Raw genomic sequence first — 16,484 nt, 5'->3', positions numbered from 1 at the left:
CTGATGAAAGTTCTGTTTACCGGTTTTGAACCTTTTGGTGGCGAAAACACCAATCCAAGCGCTGTCGCAGTGGAGCAGATTTGCTTGTTACCGCCACCAAATGGTGTGCACTGGCAGGCATTGATCCTGCCGGTCGAATTCAACCGCAGCGCCACATTGCTTAAATCCTGCATCAACAGCTGGCAACCCGATCTGGTGCTTTGCATTGGTCAGGCCGGTGGCCGGCCACAGATCAGTCTCGAACAAGTTGCGATTAATCTACTGGAAGCACGCATTCCGGACAACAGTGGCTGGCAACCCAGTGGCGAACCAATCATCCCGACAGGCCCTGCGGCTTATTTCAGTACGCTGCCGCTGAAAGCTATTCGGCAGCAGCTGCAACACCAGGGGATCCCGGCGAATATTTCATACACAGCAGGCACTTATGTCTGTAACGCGCTGATGTACCAGTTGCTACACCAGTTGACATCAATAGACGGTTGTCGCGGTGGATTTATTCACATTCCGTATACGCCAGAACAAGCAGCCGAAAAGCCAGACGCCCCCAGTATGGCAGTGGCTACAGTTGTTCGTGCGTTAATGGAAATCGTCCGGTGTTGCCAGCAATATTCACAGGACATCGCGGCTGCCGGCGGGACTCTGGATTAGAGCACCGATCAGTTTAAGAAGCGAACAGCAGAGCAGTCTGCAATAGCCTCAGGCAAGGCGACATGGCGATGGAATAGTGTACTCTTTCGAGCTGTGGCAACGCCGCATGAGGCCATTTTGCTGATCGCTGCTACCGATTTTCTAAACTAATCGGTGCTCTAGTGCTGCGCCTGCTCTAATTTGAGCAGTTCATGCACAGTCACAAACCGGTACCCTTGCGCTTTCAGTTGACGGATAATTTGTGGCACCGCCTGCATCGTCACCTGCCTGCTGTCATACATGACGTGCAGCAATATAATTGAGCCAGGCTTGGTCTGCTGAACGGTATAGTCGACTAACGCCTGCGGATCTTTGGCAATTTTCGGGAAGTTTTCCGGCGCCACATCCCAGGTCACGCTGACGCGATGGTGCTTCATCAGATACCAGGGCAATACCAATAACTTTTTGCCGTAAGGCGGCCGAAAATAAATCACCCCGTCTACACCGCTGTCACGCAACAGCTTATCGGTTTGTTCAATTTCACCGGCAATAAAAGCCGGCGATTTAAAGATCATCCGCTGATGACTAAAACTATGATTGCCGACCTGATGACCAGCGGCCAAAATCTGCCGCACTAGCTGCGGATGTTGCTGTACTTCCCGACCAATCAGGAAAAAAGTTGCGGGGATTTGTTCCGCTGCAAGAATTTGCAGAATTTGGTTGGTTTTGTCTGGTGTCGGGCCATCGTCGAACGTCAAAGCGACCACTTTTTCTGTAACCGACGCCTGACTTTTGATCTCACCAAACACCTGCAGGTCTGGCAGACTGCTTAAGCGCCAAACGCCAGCAACACTGAATAACACCAGGACAAGCAAAAACATAAAATGGCTTTGTACACGCATGCCAGAGTTCCTTAGCAGCCCTGTGCCGGACTTGTTGTTCTGTACTTTCAGTCAGACTGAAATGAAGGACGTGGAACTAAGCATAAGTTGTGCCAGCACTCGCAGTGTCCCTGTAAAATCCACAGAAAGGCGACAGGGCAACTGCTGAGGCGCAGTTGCTACTTAGAGTTGTTTTTTTACATTACACCATGTGTAAAATAAATCGACAATCTATCGGATTTAACCCGGCAGGCTGATATGTTGGCGCACCCGCTCAGCCAGACCAAGCCCTGCTTCGGACATGGTCAAATAGGTATGGTCAGCACCTGCCGCCATAATTTTGCTCGCTTCATCCTGTTGCATCGAATGCGACACAATCAGGCCGGCAAACCCGGCAGCACGCAATTTTTGTGTCGCGATGAGCTTGGCTTCACTGTCACTCAGACATAAAATCACCGCTTTGATACGCGCTAAATCAAGCCCCTGCCAGAACACCTGGTCTTCCGCATCCGCGAATAAGACATTATCACCGCGTTCCTGAAATTGCCGGACCCGGGCCGGGTCAGAATCAAGGCCGACCAAATGCGTCTTGTGCTTCAGATAGTCATAAGCAGCACCGCCGGTGCGTCCCATCCCCATAATCATCACTTCTGCATCACCGAGCGTCACTGGTTGTTCATCCGGGTGATGGATATTTCGCTCCAGTGGGATCAGGCGGCTGGCCAAACGTTCATACAGCGGGTGCGCGTAGCGGTTCAGTGGTGCCGAGATAACAAAAGACAAAGCGACCGTCAGCGCCAGCGGGATCAAGAATTGCGGAAAGGCCACACTGGCGACAATTAACGCAAACTCGCTGTAATTACTAAGGGTCAACCCGGATAAAAATGCACTGCGGGCGCGCAGTTTAAACAACACCAGTAAGGCAAAGAACAACGCAGCTTTAATCGGCAACAATACTGACATTAGTATCGCAAACAGCCATGCAGTCTGATCCGGCAGTCCACCGAGACCAATCTGCAGGAAAAATCCAACCAGGAAAAACTCTTTTAATCCCCAAAGCGTCTTAGATAATTCACCAGCCCTTGGATGCTTCGCCAATACCGCGCCAAATACCAAGGCGCCAAGTTCCGAGCTTAGACCTACCGCATGAAAACCCATACCGCCAGCGACGACAGCGAGTAATACGCCAAACAGAATTTGTAAATCATCATGACCGGTTAAATCTAACAATTTATACAGCAACGGACGCAGCAGTGGTACTGCCAGAACCAGCAACGCCCAATAGGAAGGCGTGACACCGCTGGAGAAACTGAGCATCGCCATGGCGACCAAATCCTGGACAACGAGAATGCCGATAGCAACCCGACCATGGAATGCACGGATCTCCCGCTTGCCTTCCAACACTTTCGCGGCCAAAACCGTCGAGGAAAACGCCAGTGCCGCACCAAGCATCAAGGCGTGATACCAGCTCTTGTCAAACGCCAGCCAAATCACCGGCGCATAAAGCAGCGCCGACAAAGCAAAATGTAAAACACTACCACCTAAAACTTCTGGCTTGAGTAGACTGCGGACATTCAGTTTAAGCCCCACTGTAAACAGTAGTAACAGCACACCAAGATGAGCCACATGCTCAATAATGCCATGCCCTTGCGGCAACTGCAGGGTTTCAGTACTGGCGGTAATGGCAAAACCAGCGGCAAGATAACCAATTAACGGTGGCAAACTACACAACCGCGCAGCCATGCCGAGGCTAAAGGCAAAACCAATCCAGACTGCTTCTAAAATCAAGGCTATCTCCCTGTATATCTTATTGTTTTAGTCTGGCAAGTTATGCGGCTGCAGACAAGTTTTCCCATTGCGCCAGATCAACTGAGCTGGCTTTGTTTTCTCAATGCCAGCGCCTGTTTCGCATTTTGCCACTCGACCGACGTAATGGCCGAGGTCGGGCTATTTTGTGCATCAATATGCTGCCGGCGTGTGGCGCAAAGCTGCAGGATCTGCAGGTGCTCGGCGTCCGTTCTTTTATTCCAGTCGACAATCTCTTCGATATGACGATAGCAGCCGGTACAGATTTTATCGTGATTCAGTTTACAACAGGCGACACAAGGTGAATCCATTGGGGCCTCCGGCCGATCAGGTGGCGAGTTTGCCGCAAGTATGCCAAAAATTTGTCGGATTGGCGCGGGCAATCCGCAATGCTCTGACTTCATTTGTTCCTGAACCGGCAAAAACCTGACGTTTGTCGCTGCGCAGCGCCTGACAGGCGCAGGCCTCTGCGTAACCTCTTACATTCCCATGCAGGCTGTGGCAGTTTGGTGCTTTGACCAACCAGATCTGCAACAGCAGACATCAATCCCAGGGACATCTATGAACAAATGGCAACCAGCATTACTGGCACTGTGTGTCAGCTCTGCGCTTTTTCCGGCATTGGCCGCAGACAAAAAGGCGCAATGGGACGTCAACGCCCCGCAAGGTAAATTCGAAACCGTAGACATTAACACCGACAGCGGGACCTGGATGAACGTGGATGTCAGTCCCGATGGTAAAACCGTGGTGTTTGATGTGCTGGGTGATATTTACAGCATGCCAATCAGTGGCGGTAACGCCAAGCGCCTGACCTCCGATATCGGCTGGCAAATGCAGCCAAGCTTCAGCCCTGATGGCAAATATATTACTTATACCTCCGATGAAGGTGGCGGCGACAATATCTGGTTGATGAACGCCGACGGCAGTAATGCCCATGCCGTGACCGATGAAACTTTCCGGTTGCTCAATAGCCCGGCCTGGAGCCCGGATGGTGAATTTATTGTCGCCCGTAAACATTTCACCAATACCCGCTCGCTCGGCGCCGGTGAAGTCTGGCAATACCATAAATCGGGTGGCAGCGGCGTGATGCTGACGGAAAAGGCCAATGATGAGAAAGACTTAGGCGAACCGGCTTTTTCACCGGATGGCAAATATGTTTATTTCTCTCAAGACGATACGCCAGGTAAAACCTTCCACTACAGCAAAGATTCTGAGCAAGGCATTTACGTCATTAAGCGCTTTGAGCGGGAAACCGGCAAAATCGAGGTGTTATTAGAAGGCGCCGGCGGCGCTATTCGCCCAACCCCATCGCCAGACGGGAAATTCCTCGCCTACATCCGCCGGGTTGATTTTCAGACCACGCTGATGCTGTACAACCTCGAATCCGGTGAAACCACTGAGTTGTATGGCAAGCTTGATCGAGATATGCAGGAAACCTGGGCCATTCACGGTGTATACCCGCAGATGAGCTGGACGCCGGATAACAAAGCCATTGTGTTCTGGGCCGGCGGCAAAATTCAGCAACTGGATGTCGCCAGCAAACAAGTGGCGCCAATTCCATTTAAAGTCGACGTCGAGAAAAAAATCCAACAAGTCGTTCGGGTCAAACAGGATTTGGACCAGGACCAGCTTGACGTGAAGATGCTGCGGTTTGTGCAGGCATCACCCGATGGCAACACCATTGTGTATTCCGCGCTCGGCCACTTGTATAAAGTTGCCGCCAAAGGCGGTAAACCACAGCGTCTGACCGCGCAAAACGAGCATTTTGAGCTGTACCCGCAATTCTCGCGTGACGGCAAAAAACTGGTGTATGTCAGCTGGCAAGATCAGCAACAAGGCCAAATCAAAGTCATTGATTTGACCAGTAATCAGGTTAAAACTGTGGTCAGCGCGCCTGGTAAATACCTCGAACCGTCGTTCAGTCCGGATGGCAACACGCTGGTGTTTCGTAAAGGCGGCGCCGGTAGCTTGCTCGACAAACGTTGGTCGCTCAATACCGGTATTTACACAGTACCAGCCGCTGGCGGTGAGATGAAACTGGTTAGCCGCAATGGCTTTGCGCCGCATTTTGCAGAGCGCAACGACCGGATCTTTGCGATGGATTATGGCCAGTCACCAACCTTATTGGCGATCGACCTCGCGACACAGACCCAGCGCACACTGTACAGCGCCAAATATGGCACTGAGTTTAAAGTATCGCCGGATGGCAAATATGTCGCTTTTGCTGACCGCTTCAAAGTGTACGTCACGCCTTTTGCCGAGCGTGGCGCCTCGATCGATATCAGCGGCAGCGATACTCAGTTCCCGGTGCGGCAGCTCTCGGTGCGCGCGGGTGAAAACATCAGTTGGAGCGCGAACAGTCAGCAGCTGTATTGGAACCTCGGGCCAGAACTGTATCACGCCAACCTCAGCAGCGTTTTTGCAGTCGGCAGCGATAAACTGACGGACAGCTTTAAAGTCGCCAACGGTCAGAACATCAGTTTTGCCACCCCAGCTTATCAGGCTACAGGGCTGGTCGCCTTTGTTGGTGGTCAGGTCATTACCATGGCCGGCGATCAAGTGATTTCCGACGGTGTCGTACTGGTTGAGGGCAATAAAATCAAAGCTGTTGGTTCTGCTGCAGATGTGAAAATCCCGGCAGGCGCCAAAGTCATCGATATTAAAGGCAAAACCCTAATGCCAGGCCTGTTTGATGCTCACGCCCACGGCAGTCAGGGCGTGAATCAAATCATCCCGCAGCAAAACTACGCCAACTATGCATCGCTGGCGCTCGGGGTCACCAGTATCCACGACCCGTCAAACGACACGCAGGAAATTTTCACCGCCAGTGAACTGCAGAAAACCGGGCAAATTGTCGGCCCGCGCATTTTCTCCACCGGCACGATTTTATACGGTGCTTATGGCGCCGGTTATACCTCGCATGTTGATAGCGTGGACGATGCCAAGTTCCATCTGGAGCGGTTAAAGAAAGTCGGCGCTTTCTCGGTAAAGAGCTACAACCAGCCACGGCGCAATCAGCGTCAACAGGTGATCCAGGCCGCACGCGAACTCGACATGATGGTGGTGCCGGAAGGTGGTTCGCTGCTGCAGCATAACCTCAGCATGGCCGTTGATGGCCATACCACGCTGGAGCACTCTCTGCCCGCCGCGAAACTTTACGACGATGTGAAACAACTGTGGCGCGCTACCAAAACCGCTTATACCCCAACCTTAGTGGTCGCCTATGGTGGTATTTGGGGCGAAAACTACTGGTATGACAAAACCGAAGTGTGGAAGCACCCACGGTTATCGAAATATGTGCCAATGGATGAATTAAGGCCGCGTAGTATGCGCCGCCCCACTGCACCGGACTCGCATTACAACCATTTCAGCATCGCTAAAATGGCGAAGGAACTCAGCGATGAAGGCGTGATCACCAATATCGGGGCGCATGGCCAGCGCGAAAGTTTAGGCGCGCACTGGGAGATCTGGATGTTTGCCCAAGGCGGCATGAGCCCGTTACAGGCACTGAAAACGGCCACCATCAATCCGGCCAAAACCTTTGGCATGGACCATCAGTTAGGCTCGGTTGAAGTCGGTAAACTGGCTGATTTGATTGTCATCGATGGCAACCCGCTGGCAGATATCCGTCAAAGCGACCGGGTGCAGTACACCATGGTGAACGGCCGTTTGTTTGATGCCGAAACCATGCATGAACTGAACGGTCAGCAACAACAACGCAAACCGTTTTATTTCGAAAAACACTAAATTTAGTCTGCTGCTGTAAAAACAAAACGCCGGTGCAAACCGGCGTTTTTCTTTCTATTTTCTGCACCTGTTACATAGGTTTAATGCACTTTTCACTCACCGATTACGCCTTTATGCTGTTACAAATTTGTATTTTGGAGTGTGATGTGTCTGTGAAAGCCCCGATGCCGATGTTGTTCCTCGGTCATGGTAGTCCAATGAATGCGCTGGAATCGAACCGCTGGACAGCGCAGTGGCGTCTCGCTACGGCGGATCTGAAGCCAAAGGCAATACTGCTGATTTCGGCGCATTGGGATAAACCAGGCTTGCGTGTACTCACCGACCCCCACCCACGCACCATTCATGATTTTGGCGGCTTTCCGCCAGCGTTGTATCAACAACAATATCCGGCGCCTGGATCTACAGCGCTCGCTGGGTTAGTGTTGGAATTATTAGCCGACATGGACGCACAGCCAGATAGTGACTGGGGCTTTGATCACGGCGCCTGGTCAGTCCTTTGCCATGCCTTTCCGGCGGCTGATGTGCCTGTGGTGCAATTATCCATCGACAGCCGGGCGTCAGTCAGCTGGCATCTGCAAGTCGGTGCTTTACTGGCGCCATTGCGCGAAGAAGGCGTGCTCATCATCGGCTCAGGCAATATAGTGCATAATCTGCGTTTACTGGATTGGCAAGATGGTGCGCCGCCCGCATGGGCTCAGCAGTTTATGCATCAAGTTGAAGACACTATCACCCGCCGCGATTGGCAGGCGCTATGCGATTATCAAAGCTGGGGCCAAGCTGCAGCGCTGGCGGTACCTCACCCGGACCACCTGCTGCCGTTGTTTTATTTACTCGGAGCCAGCGAAACAGACGAACTATTCCAGTGGTTTAATCAGGATTTTACGCTGGGCAATCTGGCGATGCACAGCCTGCGGATTGGTGATCTCTAGGATTTAAAGCCGGGACAGCTTACGTTTTTCTTCCAGCCGCTCGGCGGCCTGACTCCACTGTTGCAGGCTGACATCCTGCTTCGACATCGTTTTGCTCAACGCCGGATGCGGTGCCAGAATCGCTGGTTTTGGCAGCAGCAAGCGCACTAAACCATCCAGCGCGGCAACTATGAGGAAACCCGCCAGGCAATAAACGGCTGCTACTTTTTGTTGTTTTGTTGGGTGCCAAGCCATGCTTTTACCTCTGCTAACCATTGTTCACGTTCGGCCGGTTTCAACGCGCGTTCGGCAAAATAACCATATTGCAGCCGTTTGTCAGATTTAAGCTCCAGCATGATGCGATCTTTGCCTTCCTGCAAATCGTGGAACTCTAAATCGCCGGCTTTTAATGTCGCCGCATATTTGAGCACCAGCGCGCGAAATTCCGGGTTTAAGCCTGTTGGCGCAGCAAGCTCAATCCGGCATAAATTGTTACGGCATTCGCTGTCGTAAATGCGCAGTTCATTGGCGCCAACTGTCTGTGCCACGTGCGCAATCATAAACTCGGTGGCTTCCGCCCAGCTGTCATCGCGGCTCTGCGCTGAGAATTCAGCATTGTCGGCAATCAGCGCAAGCTCCATGTCGCGCAATTTATTCAATTCCAGCTGCGCCTGTAACGCTGGCAGGGCCTGTTCACCATATTTGGTATAAAAGGATAACAACGGCGCTAAGGCTGTTGCCGTTTCAGCTTCAGACTGCCAAAGCGCTTGCCATTGCCACTGTGGGGCATGGGCGACAGGCCATAGCAGATACAGGCAAACGCCTGCGGCCGCCGCCCGGAATCTCAGCGGGATTTGTTCTAGGGACCAGCGCATCTATGTACCTGAATCTGTTGAAAAACCGGCGCTTATGCTAGCACAGTCCAGCGCCAGGCCGTACTGCCGCACCGCGATATCCGGCAGCAAACTAAAGAAAATATCTTGCTGGTAGGCAAACCCGAGTTTTTCCAGCACGCGAATTGATCCCTGATTGTCTGGATGAACCAAACCATAGATTTGATTTTGCTGTTGACCTGCTGGACAACGAAGTCCTCGCCTGCGGGCATCAGCAAGCACCGCAAGGCCCGCTTCAACCGCTAACCCCTGCCGCCAAAACGCTGGTAGCAGACGATAGCCTAGATCGAAGCCGTTGATTTCATCGACCCATTTCAGCCCGCAAAAACCAATGATGTCGCCACTTTGGGGCAAGACAATCGCCAGTCGGCCAAAACCGGTGCGCTGATAGTCCGTAAGCGGATGACTTATCAAATAAGCCAATGCTTCATTTTCATTCTGCATCGGCGCCGAACCGATATAGCGCATTACTGCCGGATCTGCGCCAAGTCGGAACATCGCCGGCCCATCTAATTCAGTAAAAGGCCGCAGCTGCAGCCTTGGCGTCGTTAAAACATTCACCATCACACTGCATCCTGCGTGTTCGCTTAGCCTTTACCTTTTTTAAAAGAAGCCTGACCAGAAGATTTAGAGATCTGCTGTTGTTTGCGGATCAGCGCCTCTTTCACCGGATTCATGCCGGTATGTTTGGTCACAGCGATCTTACCACCGGCTTTAGGCTTGAGGTTTTTCTCGTCCCGAGTTTCTTCCGGCACCAGGCATTGTTTACCTTTACCAATGAGTTTACTCAAACCCATTTTCTGCAACGCTTCACGGATCATCGGCCAGCCGGCCGGGTCATGGTAACGCAGCAAGGCTTTGTGCAGACGACGTTGACGCTCGCCTTTGGGCACCGGCACCGATTCGGTATTCCCTTTTAAATTCTTCAGCGAATTCAATTCGGTATGATAAATGGTCGTCGCGTTGGCCATCGGGCTTGGATAGAAGTTCTGCACCTGATCAAGGCGGAAATCCCGCTCTTTTAACCACAGTGCCAGATTGATCATGTCCAGATCGGTGGTGCCCGGGTGCGCCGAGATAAAATACGGGATCAGGTACTGTTCTTTCCCCGCTTCGCGGCTGTATTTGTCGAACATTGCCTTAAACTTGTCGTAAGCGCCCATGCCCGGCTTCATCATCTTCGACAATGGGCCATCTTCAGTGTGCTCCGGCGCTATTTTTAAGTAGCCACCAACATGGTGCTGCACCAGCTCGCGGACGTAATTCGGATCTTCTACTGCGAGGTCATAACGCACACCGGAAGCAACCAGCACTTTCTTCACGCCAGGCAGTTTGCGCGCCGCACGGTACAAATCCACCGTTGGGCTTTGGTCGGTGTCCATGTGCTCACAAATGGTTGGATAGACACAAGAAGGCCGGCGGCAGGTTTGTTCAGCTTTTGGATTTTTACAGCGCAGCCGGTACATGTTCGCGGTTGGGCCACCTAAATCGGAGATAACGCCAGTAAAACCCGGCACTTTGTCACGAATTTCTTCGATTTCACGCAAAATAGATTCTTGTGAACGGCTTTGAATGATGCGGCCTTCGTGTTCGGTGATTGAACAGAACGAACAACCGCCAAAACAACCACGCATGATATTGACCGAGGTTTTAATCATGTCATACGCCGGGATCTTGGCTTTGCCGTACACTGGATGCGGCACGCGTTGATATGGCAGGCCAAATACGCCGTCCATTTCTTCAGTCGTCAGCGGAAAGGCCGGCGGATTGAGCCAGACTGAGCGGTCACCATGACGCTGCATAATTGCGCGGGCACAACCCGGATTGGTTTCTTGGTGCAAAATACGCGACGCATGTGCATACAGCGGTTTGTTGACGCTGACCTGCTCAAACGCCGGCAGTTTTACATAGGTTTTTTCCCACGGCTTTTGCCGTGGTGGCTGCACCAGAATAGGCTTGGCTTCGACTTCGGCCGGCTTTGATAAATCGATACCGGCTTGGGCAAATTCAGAATAACTACTGCAACCGACATCGTCTGCGCCATATGGATTTGGCACCGGATCAATTTTGCCGACTTTATCAATCGCAGTGGAATCCACGCCACGCCAATCAGGCAATGGCTCTTTGCGGATCACCGCAGTACCGCGGATATCCTGCAAAGTACTGATGGCTTCACCGGCAGCAAGCCGGTGCGCCACTTCGACCAATGGCCGCTCGGCATTGCCATAGATCAGCAATTCGGCTTTGGCATCAAAAATAATGGAGCGGCGGACTTTTTCCTGCCAGTAGTCATAATGCGCGATACGGCGCAGGCTGGCTTCAATCCCGCCAATGACTACAGGTACATCTTTAAAGGCTTCTTTACAACGCTGTGAATACACAATCACCGCTCGATCCGGCCGCTTACCGCCTTCATTATTTGGCGTATAGGCATCGTCGTGCCGCAGTTTTTTGTCCGCGGTGTAACGGTTAATCATCGAGTCCATGTTGCCGGCTGACACGCCGAAAAACAGCTTGGGCTTACCGAGGCGCATAAAATCATCTTTGCTGTTCCAGTCCGGCTGCGCAATGATGCCGACGCGAAAGCCCTGACTTTCCAGCATCCGGCCCACCACCGCCATACCAAAACTCGGGTGATCAACGTAGGCATCGCCAACGACCAGAATAATGTCACATTGGTCCCAGCCCAGTTTGGCCATTTCGGCCTTACTCATCGGTAAAAATGGCGCTGATTTAAAATTGTCGCCACGGTATTTCGGATAAGAAAATAAACCGCGTTCGGCGGACATACGCTCGACCGGAGCGGATTTGCGGGATGGTACGAAGGTGCTGGTCATGGCGTTGTCTCTTGGGCCTCGAAAAAAGGTTGAGTATTATACTCAAGTATTCGGCTGATTGCGAATTGTCTGCGTCGCTTTCAACCACGCTTTCACCCACCGCAGCTTTTCAGGTTGCAGCCGCTGCTGATTTTTGATTTTCTGCGTTTACTGTTCCCTGACTGCGTGTTAAGCAGCTGTTAATTTTCAGCCGCTTAGATTGACTCTATCACTCGTATTTTCCAGGAACCCATCATGCGCCAGTCACGCTGTATTGCCCTGTTGACCAGTCTTTCTGTTCTATCTCTTCCAGCCGTGCTGCAGGCACAAACGGTGATTTATCTGGATGAACCCGATGTCGGCTGGGTGTCGCCTTATGTGAGCTACGAAGCCAACGACAAAGGTCAAATCACCACGTTAGGCGCAGTGTTTCAAACCGACGCACATTTTCAGCTGGCGGTCGGCCTTGCTTCTTATTACAGCGCTGACCATCCTCAACACGGCTTGTATCAACCGGAAATTCAGTTCCTGAATCTGGACACCTCTGTCCGCGTTGGTACTTTTGACAAATTCAGTTTGTATGGCGAAGTGGGTATCGCATTGGATGAACTGATTTTTGATGAAGAAGAGGAAGATTATTATGACCGCTGGGGCGGTCATTATGAAAAGATGGGCCCGATTGACTGGTTCGCCGGTGTTGGTGCCGGCATCGAACTCAACAACCTGTCACTGCGTGCGTTTGGCCGCTACCGCTATTTGCGCAGTTATGAGCAGGAATATCTGGCGGCGCTGGACCCCTGGGTCCATGGCCAGCCAGATGACGGTCAATGGTTTGCCGGCGTGGAACTGAGCTTACGGTTTTAAAGCCAGGCCATGCCTTTGGCAATCGTCAGCACACCTAACAACATAAACACGCCGCACGCCACGCGGCGTGCCCAGTCCAGAGGCACCACTTCGAGAATATACTTGCCGAAATACACGACAGGGACATTCGCCGCCAGCATACCTAAGGTGGTGCCAATGATAACCAGCGTGGTGGCATCATAAGTTGCAGCCAGGATCACTGTCGCGATTTGCGTTTTATCACCGATTTCCGCGAGGAAAAACAACACGGTACTAGCAGCAAAAGCCCCATATTTCAGCATCGCGTTTTCTTCGCTGTCATCTTTATCCGGGATCAGTAACCACAGTGCAACCGCGATAAAAGAGCCGCCTAATAACCAGGCATGCCAACCGGCCGGGATAAACTGTGCAACCCAGGCACCAAACCAGGCTGAAGCCGCATGGTTAAGTAAAGTTGCGACTAAAATGCCTGCCACTATCGCGCCACGAGCACGAAACCGGGCGGCAAGGAATAACGAAAGTAGCTGGGTTTTGTCACCGATCTCCGCAATAGCGACACCGGTAAAAGAGGAAATAAAAGCGTCCATATGGGTACTCAGCGGGATTAAGCCAAAGACAACGCTGTGGCTCCCGCATTGGGCCACGACGCTGTCTCAGGTCTCATCAGAACATTGCGTTTGCAAGTTCCGCTGCCGCCATGTGCACTGGCACAAGTATGTTGACGACAGCCCATAAGCAAGGTGCTTATGGCGATTACTCCCCCAAGTCAGGAAGTGCGCATTCTAAGCAGAGGCAAATCGTCAGGCAAGTAAAATATGCAAAAATAGAAACCGCGGCAGCGCAGGACCATGCGCTACCGCAGCTTGCATGATCAGCTTTCTGACTTCGCCGCTTTTGGTAACCAACGATCCGCGCGGCTTCGCGCACGAATATTAAAGCGGCTCCAGCTCACTCCCAGCCGGACCAGTCCCCAGTATGTTAATGGCACCAGCAACAAACTGGTCAGCGTCGAGAACACCAAACCGCCGATGATAGCGATAGCCATCGGCGCGTAACCGGGACCGCCACCACCGATAGTGGCATCACCAAATGCCAGTGGGATCAAGCCTAATACCGTGGTCGATACTGTCATCAGGATGGGGCGCAACCGCGCTTCACAGGCCTCGACAATCAATGGTACCAAGGGCGCATCAGGCAATTCTTCCCGCATTTGGTTGATGCGGTCGACCAAGACAATGCCGTTGTTGACCACAATCCCCATCAGCACCAGCATCCCTATCATCCCCATGATGCCCATCGTTGTCCCGGTAATTAAAAATGCCCAGAACACGCCGACCATCGAGAATAACAGCGAGCCAATCACTGCCGTCGGCAACAACAGACTTTCAAACAATGCGGCCATCACCAGATAAATCATCGCAACAGCCAGTAGCATGTTGATTTGCATAATGCCCTGCGCTTCGTCCTGATACTGAAAACTGCCTTCAAACGACCAGCTATAGCCCGGTGGTAGCTGCAGTTGGTCCATGACTTTTTTAATTTGGTCACGGGCATCATCCATTTTCAGATCTTTATTCAGGTTCATGCCTACAGCCAACCCGGTTTGCCGGTTAAAGCGTCGGATCTCGCCCAAACGGTCACTGACCGTTAAAGTTGCGACCTGAGCCAAACGCACCACTTCGGTACCTTGTTGTTTCACCGGAATAGATTCCAATTCCTGTTGCGAATGACTCACCTTCTCGTCGTATAACACCCGCAACTGAACTTCGCCTTGATCCAGGGTGCGGAACGTCCGTAAGTTATTGCCACGTAAAGCCAGACTAATCGCTTGTGCCACATTCTGCGCGGTCAGGCCCTGACGCTGTAACTCGTCATGTTTCAGTCGGATCTGCAGCTCTTTCTGCCCGCCCTGCACTTCAGAACGCACATCTTCTAATCCTTTAATCTGACTCAGTACCGGCACTAAATCCTGTGACAGCTTGGTCAGTTGGTCAGTCGACGGCCCCAGTAAATGCAATTGCATACCGCCACCGGCATCCCCCCAGCCAAACTGTGGTTTGCCACGCACCAATACCGGCCAGTCTTTGCGGATCGCGTCTTTGACTTGCTGTAATGGCACCGGTAGTTTGTCGATAAACATAATGGTCGACACGGCAAAACCTGGTGTGTAGTAGCTATATACCGAATCGATATAGAATTTCTCTTTGTTGGCATACAAATAGGATTCCATCCGACTGACTTCCTGCTCGACTTCCGCCAGCGCATAATTCGACTGAATGTTGTAATTCAGGAACAAACGATTGGTATCACCTTCATTGTCGTCGCCTCCGGAAATAAACTGCATTGGGATCGCGATACTAAACAACAGCAAGAATGCGATGAACGTTGACGAGCGTGGATGCGACATCGTCCAACGTAACGTGCGGCCATATAACTTATCCAATTTCGACGGCGCTGCATGCTCGGTACCGGTTATGCTTTTAATCCGCGTCGACAACAGTGGAATCAAGGTCAAAGCTACTAACAAAGACACCGTTAGGGCGATAGTAATGGCAATCGCAACGTGTTCAAGGAACACGGTCACATCAACTTTTTGACCAATGATATTAGGCAAAAACACAATCGCAGTTGTTGCTGTACCTGCAACCACGGCCAGACTGACACGATAGACACCACGCTCTGTCGCGCGACGGACATCACCATCGAGCGCGCGTTCACGGAAAATACTTTCCACCACCACCACCGAGTTATCCACCAGCATGCCGACGGCCAGCATTAACCCCATCATGCTCAGCACATTGAGGCTGTAGTCGAGGAAATACATCATGCCCAATGTAATGCTGATCGACACCGGCACCGACAACACGACAAGAATAGTGGTCGGGACATGGCGTAAAAAAATAAACAACACACCAAATGCCAGCAGCGCACCAGTGAGCCCGGAACTCAGTACGTTTGACAGACTGTCCGTCACCCCTTTGGCGGTATCGTCCATCACGTAGATATTGATGCCACTAAAAGCCGGATCTTTGCCGGCCTGATCTATTACTTTCATCGCGGCACGTGATACGTCAACTAAGTTGGCATTCGATTCTTTGTACACGTTCATGCCGACGGCATAGCGTTGATCAAGCCGGCGCCCTTCCACGCGTTTAGGCAGTTCCAGTTTGATCTCAGCCACATCACCTAACTGCAAGCCCCGGCCGATCGCCAGCTGTTTAATTTGGTCTAATGACTCAAATTCGCCAACGGGTTTCACCAGGATGCTTTCGTCTTTGCTTCTGATCTCGCCGGCCGTCATGGCAAAGTTTTGTTGGCTTAGTGTCTGTAAAAGCTGGCCGGCATCCAATTGCAATGCCCGCAGCCGTTCGGGTAATAAGCGGATTGTGACCTGACGTTTATCCACACCATAGAGTTCAACCTTCGACACGCCCTGTACCCGTTCCAGCGGCCGTTTCACCAGACGCTCGAGCAGGTCATACGCCATCGATAAATCGCGCTCACTGGAGATACGCACCTGGAAAATCGGCATATCGTTAGTATTAAACTGAAAGACCAATACCCGTTCGACATCTTTGGGTAACAAATGCCGGATGCCATCCAGTCGCTCGCGCACTTCAATACTCTTGGTATTGATGTTCTCTTCCCAGTTAAATTCGAGACCAATTTCAGCCGAATCTTCTTTGGAGAACGAGCGCATTTTTTTGATGCCGGTGACGGTCGACAAGGCTTCTTCAACCGGTCTGGTGATCAAGCGTTCTATCTCTGCTGGTGTGGCATTTGGATAAGGCACATTGATATAAATCTCCGGTATATCGATGCCGGGAAAATTCTCCAGTGGCAACATCCGGCTAGCCAGCAAACCAAACACCAGAAAGGATAAAAACATCATGCACAAGGTGACCGGACGGTTTAACGCAAATCGGGTCAGTGCTAAAGGTTTATGTTCCATCACGAGTTACT

Annotated in this window: 13 protein-coding genes and 1 riboswitch; of the genes, 4 read left to right on the top strand and 9 right to left on the bottom strand. The window is 51.8% G+C overall.

The window, feature by feature from the left end; all coding sequences use genetic code 11:
- Window positions 1-3 precede the first annotated feature (3 nt).
- On the top strand, window positions 4-648 hold the full coding sequence (pcp, locus tag ACQ66Q_RS01875) for a pyroglutamyl-peptidase I (protein ID WP_430455236.1): 645 nt from the start codon (window positions 4-6) through the stop codon (window positions 646-648).
- Window positions 649-806: 158 nt separating this feature from the next.
- Here pcp and ACQ66Q_RS01870 read toward each other — a convergent pair whose 3' ends face one another.
- From ACQ66Q_RS01870 to ACQ66Q_RS01860, 3 genes are all read right to left on the bottom strand, one after another.
- The gene (locus ACQ66Q_RS01870) at window positions 807-1,529 is read right to left on the bottom strand and encodes a polysaccharide deacetylase family protein (RefSeq protein ID WP_430455235.1); all 723 of its coding nucleotides are present in this window, start codon (window positions 1,527-1,529) and stop codon (window positions 807-809) included.
- A gap of 219 nt (window positions 1,530-1,748) precedes the next feature.
- On the bottom strand, window positions 1,749-3,296 hold the full coding sequence (locus tag ACQ66Q_RS01865; RefSeq protein ID WP_430455234.1) for a cation:proton antiporter: 1,548 nt from the start codon (window positions 3,294-3,296) through the stop codon (window positions 1,749-1,751).
- Window positions 3,297-3,373: 77 nt separating this feature from the next.
- Window positions 3,374-3,625 carry a DUF1289 domain-containing protein gene (locus ACQ66Q_RS01860; protein ID WP_430455233.1) on the bottom strand — a complete coding sequence of 84 codons (252 nt, stop codon included), beginning with the start codon at window positions 3,623-3,625 and terminating at the stop codon, window positions 3,374-3,376.
- A gap of 250 nt (window positions 3,626-3,875) precedes the next feature.
- Between ACQ66Q_RS01860 and ACQ66Q_RS01855 the strand changes: the two genes are divergently transcribed.
- Window positions 3,876-7,061, top strand: a complete 3,186-nt coding sequence (locus ACQ66Q_RS01855; RefSeq protein WP_430455232.1) for an amidohydrolase family protein — start codon at window positions 3,876-3,878, stop codon at window positions 7,059-7,061.
- A gap of 146 nt (window positions 7,062-7,207) precedes the next feature.
- Complete coding sequence (gene ygiD / locus ACQ66Q_RS01850; RefSeq protein WP_430455231.1) at window positions 7,208-7,990, top strand: 4,5-DOPA dioxygenase extradiol; 783 nt, start codon at window positions 7,208-7,210, stop codon at window positions 7,988-7,990.
- Window positions 7,991-7,993: 3 nt separating this feature from the next.
- Here ygiD and ACQ66Q_RS01845 read toward each other — a convergent pair whose 3' ends face one another.
- Genes ACQ66Q_RS01845 through ACQ66Q_RS01830 form a run of 4 tightly spaced genes read right to left on the bottom strand, consistent with a single transcriptional unit; the run spans window position 7,994 to window position 11,651 of the window.
- Window positions 7,994-8,224 carry a hypothetical protein gene (locus ACQ66Q_RS01845; protein ID WP_430455230.1) on the bottom strand — a complete coding sequence of 77 codons (231 nt, stop codon included), beginning with the start codon at window positions 8,222-8,224 and terminating at the stop codon, window positions 7,994-7,996.
- Window positions 8,191-8,844, bottom strand: a complete 654-nt coding sequence (locus tag ACQ66Q_RS01840) for a hypothetical protein (RefSeq protein WP_430455229.1) — start codon at window positions 8,842-8,844, stop codon at window positions 8,191-8,193. The genes ACQ66Q_RS01845 and ACQ66Q_RS01840 overlap by 34 nt, the downstream gene beginning before the upstream one ends.
- A complete protein-coding gene (locus ACQ66Q_RS01835; protein WP_430455228.1) occupies window positions 8,845-9,426 on the bottom strand; it encodes a GNAT family N-acetyltransferase in 582 nt (193 codons plus the stop codon). It lies immediately after the preceding gene.
- 23 nt (window positions 9,427-9,449) lie between these two features.
- On the bottom strand, window positions 9,450-11,651 hold the full coding sequence (locus ACQ66Q_RS01830) for a YgiQ family radical SAM protein (protein ID WP_430458523.1): 2,202 nt from the start codon (window positions 11,649-11,651) through the stop codon (window positions 9,450-9,452).
- A gap of 282 nt (window positions 11,652-11,933) precedes the next feature.
- Between ACQ66Q_RS01830 and ACQ66Q_RS01825 the strand changes: the two genes are divergently transcribed.
- The gene (locus ACQ66Q_RS01825; protein ID WP_430455227.1) at window positions 11,934-12,542 is read left to right on the top strand and encodes an outer membrane beta-barrel protein; all 609 of its coding nucleotides are present in this window, start codon (window positions 11,934-11,936) and stop codon (window positions 12,540-12,542) included.
- Here the strand turns inward: ACQ66Q_RS01825 and ACQ66Q_RS01820 are convergent.
- A complete protein-coding gene (locus ACQ66Q_RS01820; RefSeq protein WP_430455226.1) occupies window positions 12,539-13,108 on the bottom strand; it encodes a TMEM165/GDT1 family protein in 570 nt (189 codons plus the stop codon). The genes ACQ66Q_RS01825 and ACQ66Q_RS01820 overlap by 4 nt on opposite strands.
- Window positions 13,109-13,110: 2 nt before the next feature.
- Window positions 13,111-13,295: riboswitch (yybP-ykoY riboswitch) on the bottom strand.
- 97 nt (window positions 13,296-13,392) lie between these two features.
- On the bottom strand, window positions 13,393-16,473 hold the full coding sequence (locus ACQ66Q_RS01815; protein WP_430455225.1) for an efflux RND transporter permease subunit: 3,081 nt from the start codon (window positions 16,471-16,473) through the stop codon (window positions 13,393-13,395).
- Window positions 16,474-16,484: the final 11 nt, after the last annotated feature.

It is taken from the genome of Rheinheimera sp. (assembly GCF_965283995.1).
Taxonomy (GTDB): Bacteria; Pseudomonadota; Gammaproteobacteria; order Enterobacterales; family Alteromonadaceae; genus Pararheinheimera.
The sequence above is the reverse complement of the archived record's forward strand: the minus strand, read 5'-3'. Positions and strand labels throughout refer to the sequence as shown.

Excerpts from the sequence above, each read along its gene's own strand:
- pcp (WP_430455236.1), top strand. The coding sequence starts at position 4 with ATGAAAGTTCTGTTTACCGGTTTTGAACCTTTTGGTGGCGAAAACACC.
- ACQ66Q_RS01870 (WP_430455235.1), bottom strand. The coding sequence starts at position 1,529 with ATGCGTGTACAAAGCCATTTTATGTTTTTGCTTGTCCTGGTGTTATTC.
- ACQ66Q_RS01860 (WP_430455233.1), bottom strand. The coding sequence starts at position 3,625 with ATGGATTCACCTTGTGTCGCCTGTTGTAAACTGAATCACGATAAAATC.
- ACQ66Q_RS01855 (WP_430455232.1), top strand. The coding sequence starts at position 3,876 with ATGAACAAATGGCAACCAGCATTACTGGCACTGTGTGTCAGCTCTGCG.
- ACQ66Q_RS01845 (WP_430455230.1), bottom strand. The coding sequence starts at position 8,224 with ATGGCTTGGCACCCAACAAAACAACAAAAAGTAGCAGCCGTTTATTGC.
- ACQ66Q_RS01840 (WP_430455229.1), bottom strand. The coding sequence starts at position 8,844 with ATGCGCTGGTCCCTAGAACAAATCCCGCTGAGATTCCGGGCGGCGGCC.
- ACQ66Q_RS01835 (WP_430455228.1), bottom strand. The coding sequence starts at position 9,426 with ATGGTGAATGTTTTAACGACGCCAAGGCTGCAGCTGCGGCCTTTTACT.
- ACQ66Q_RS01830 (WP_430458523.1), bottom strand. The coding sequence starts at position 11,651 with ATGTCCGCCGAACGCGGTTTATTTTCTTATCCGAAATACCGTGGCGAC.
- ACQ66Q_RS01825 (WP_430455227.1), top strand. The coding sequence starts at position 11,934 with ATGCGCCAGTCACGCTGTATTGCCCTGTTGACCAGTCTTTCTGTTCTA.
- ACQ66Q_RS01820 (WP_430455226.1), bottom strand. The coding sequence starts at position 13,108 with ATGGACGCTTTTATTTCCTCTTTTACCGGTGTCGCTATTGCGGAGATC.
- ACQ66Q_RS01815 (WP_430455225.1), bottom strand. The coding sequence starts at position 16,473 with ATGGAACATAAACCTTTAGCACTGACCCGATTTGCGTTAAACCGTCCG.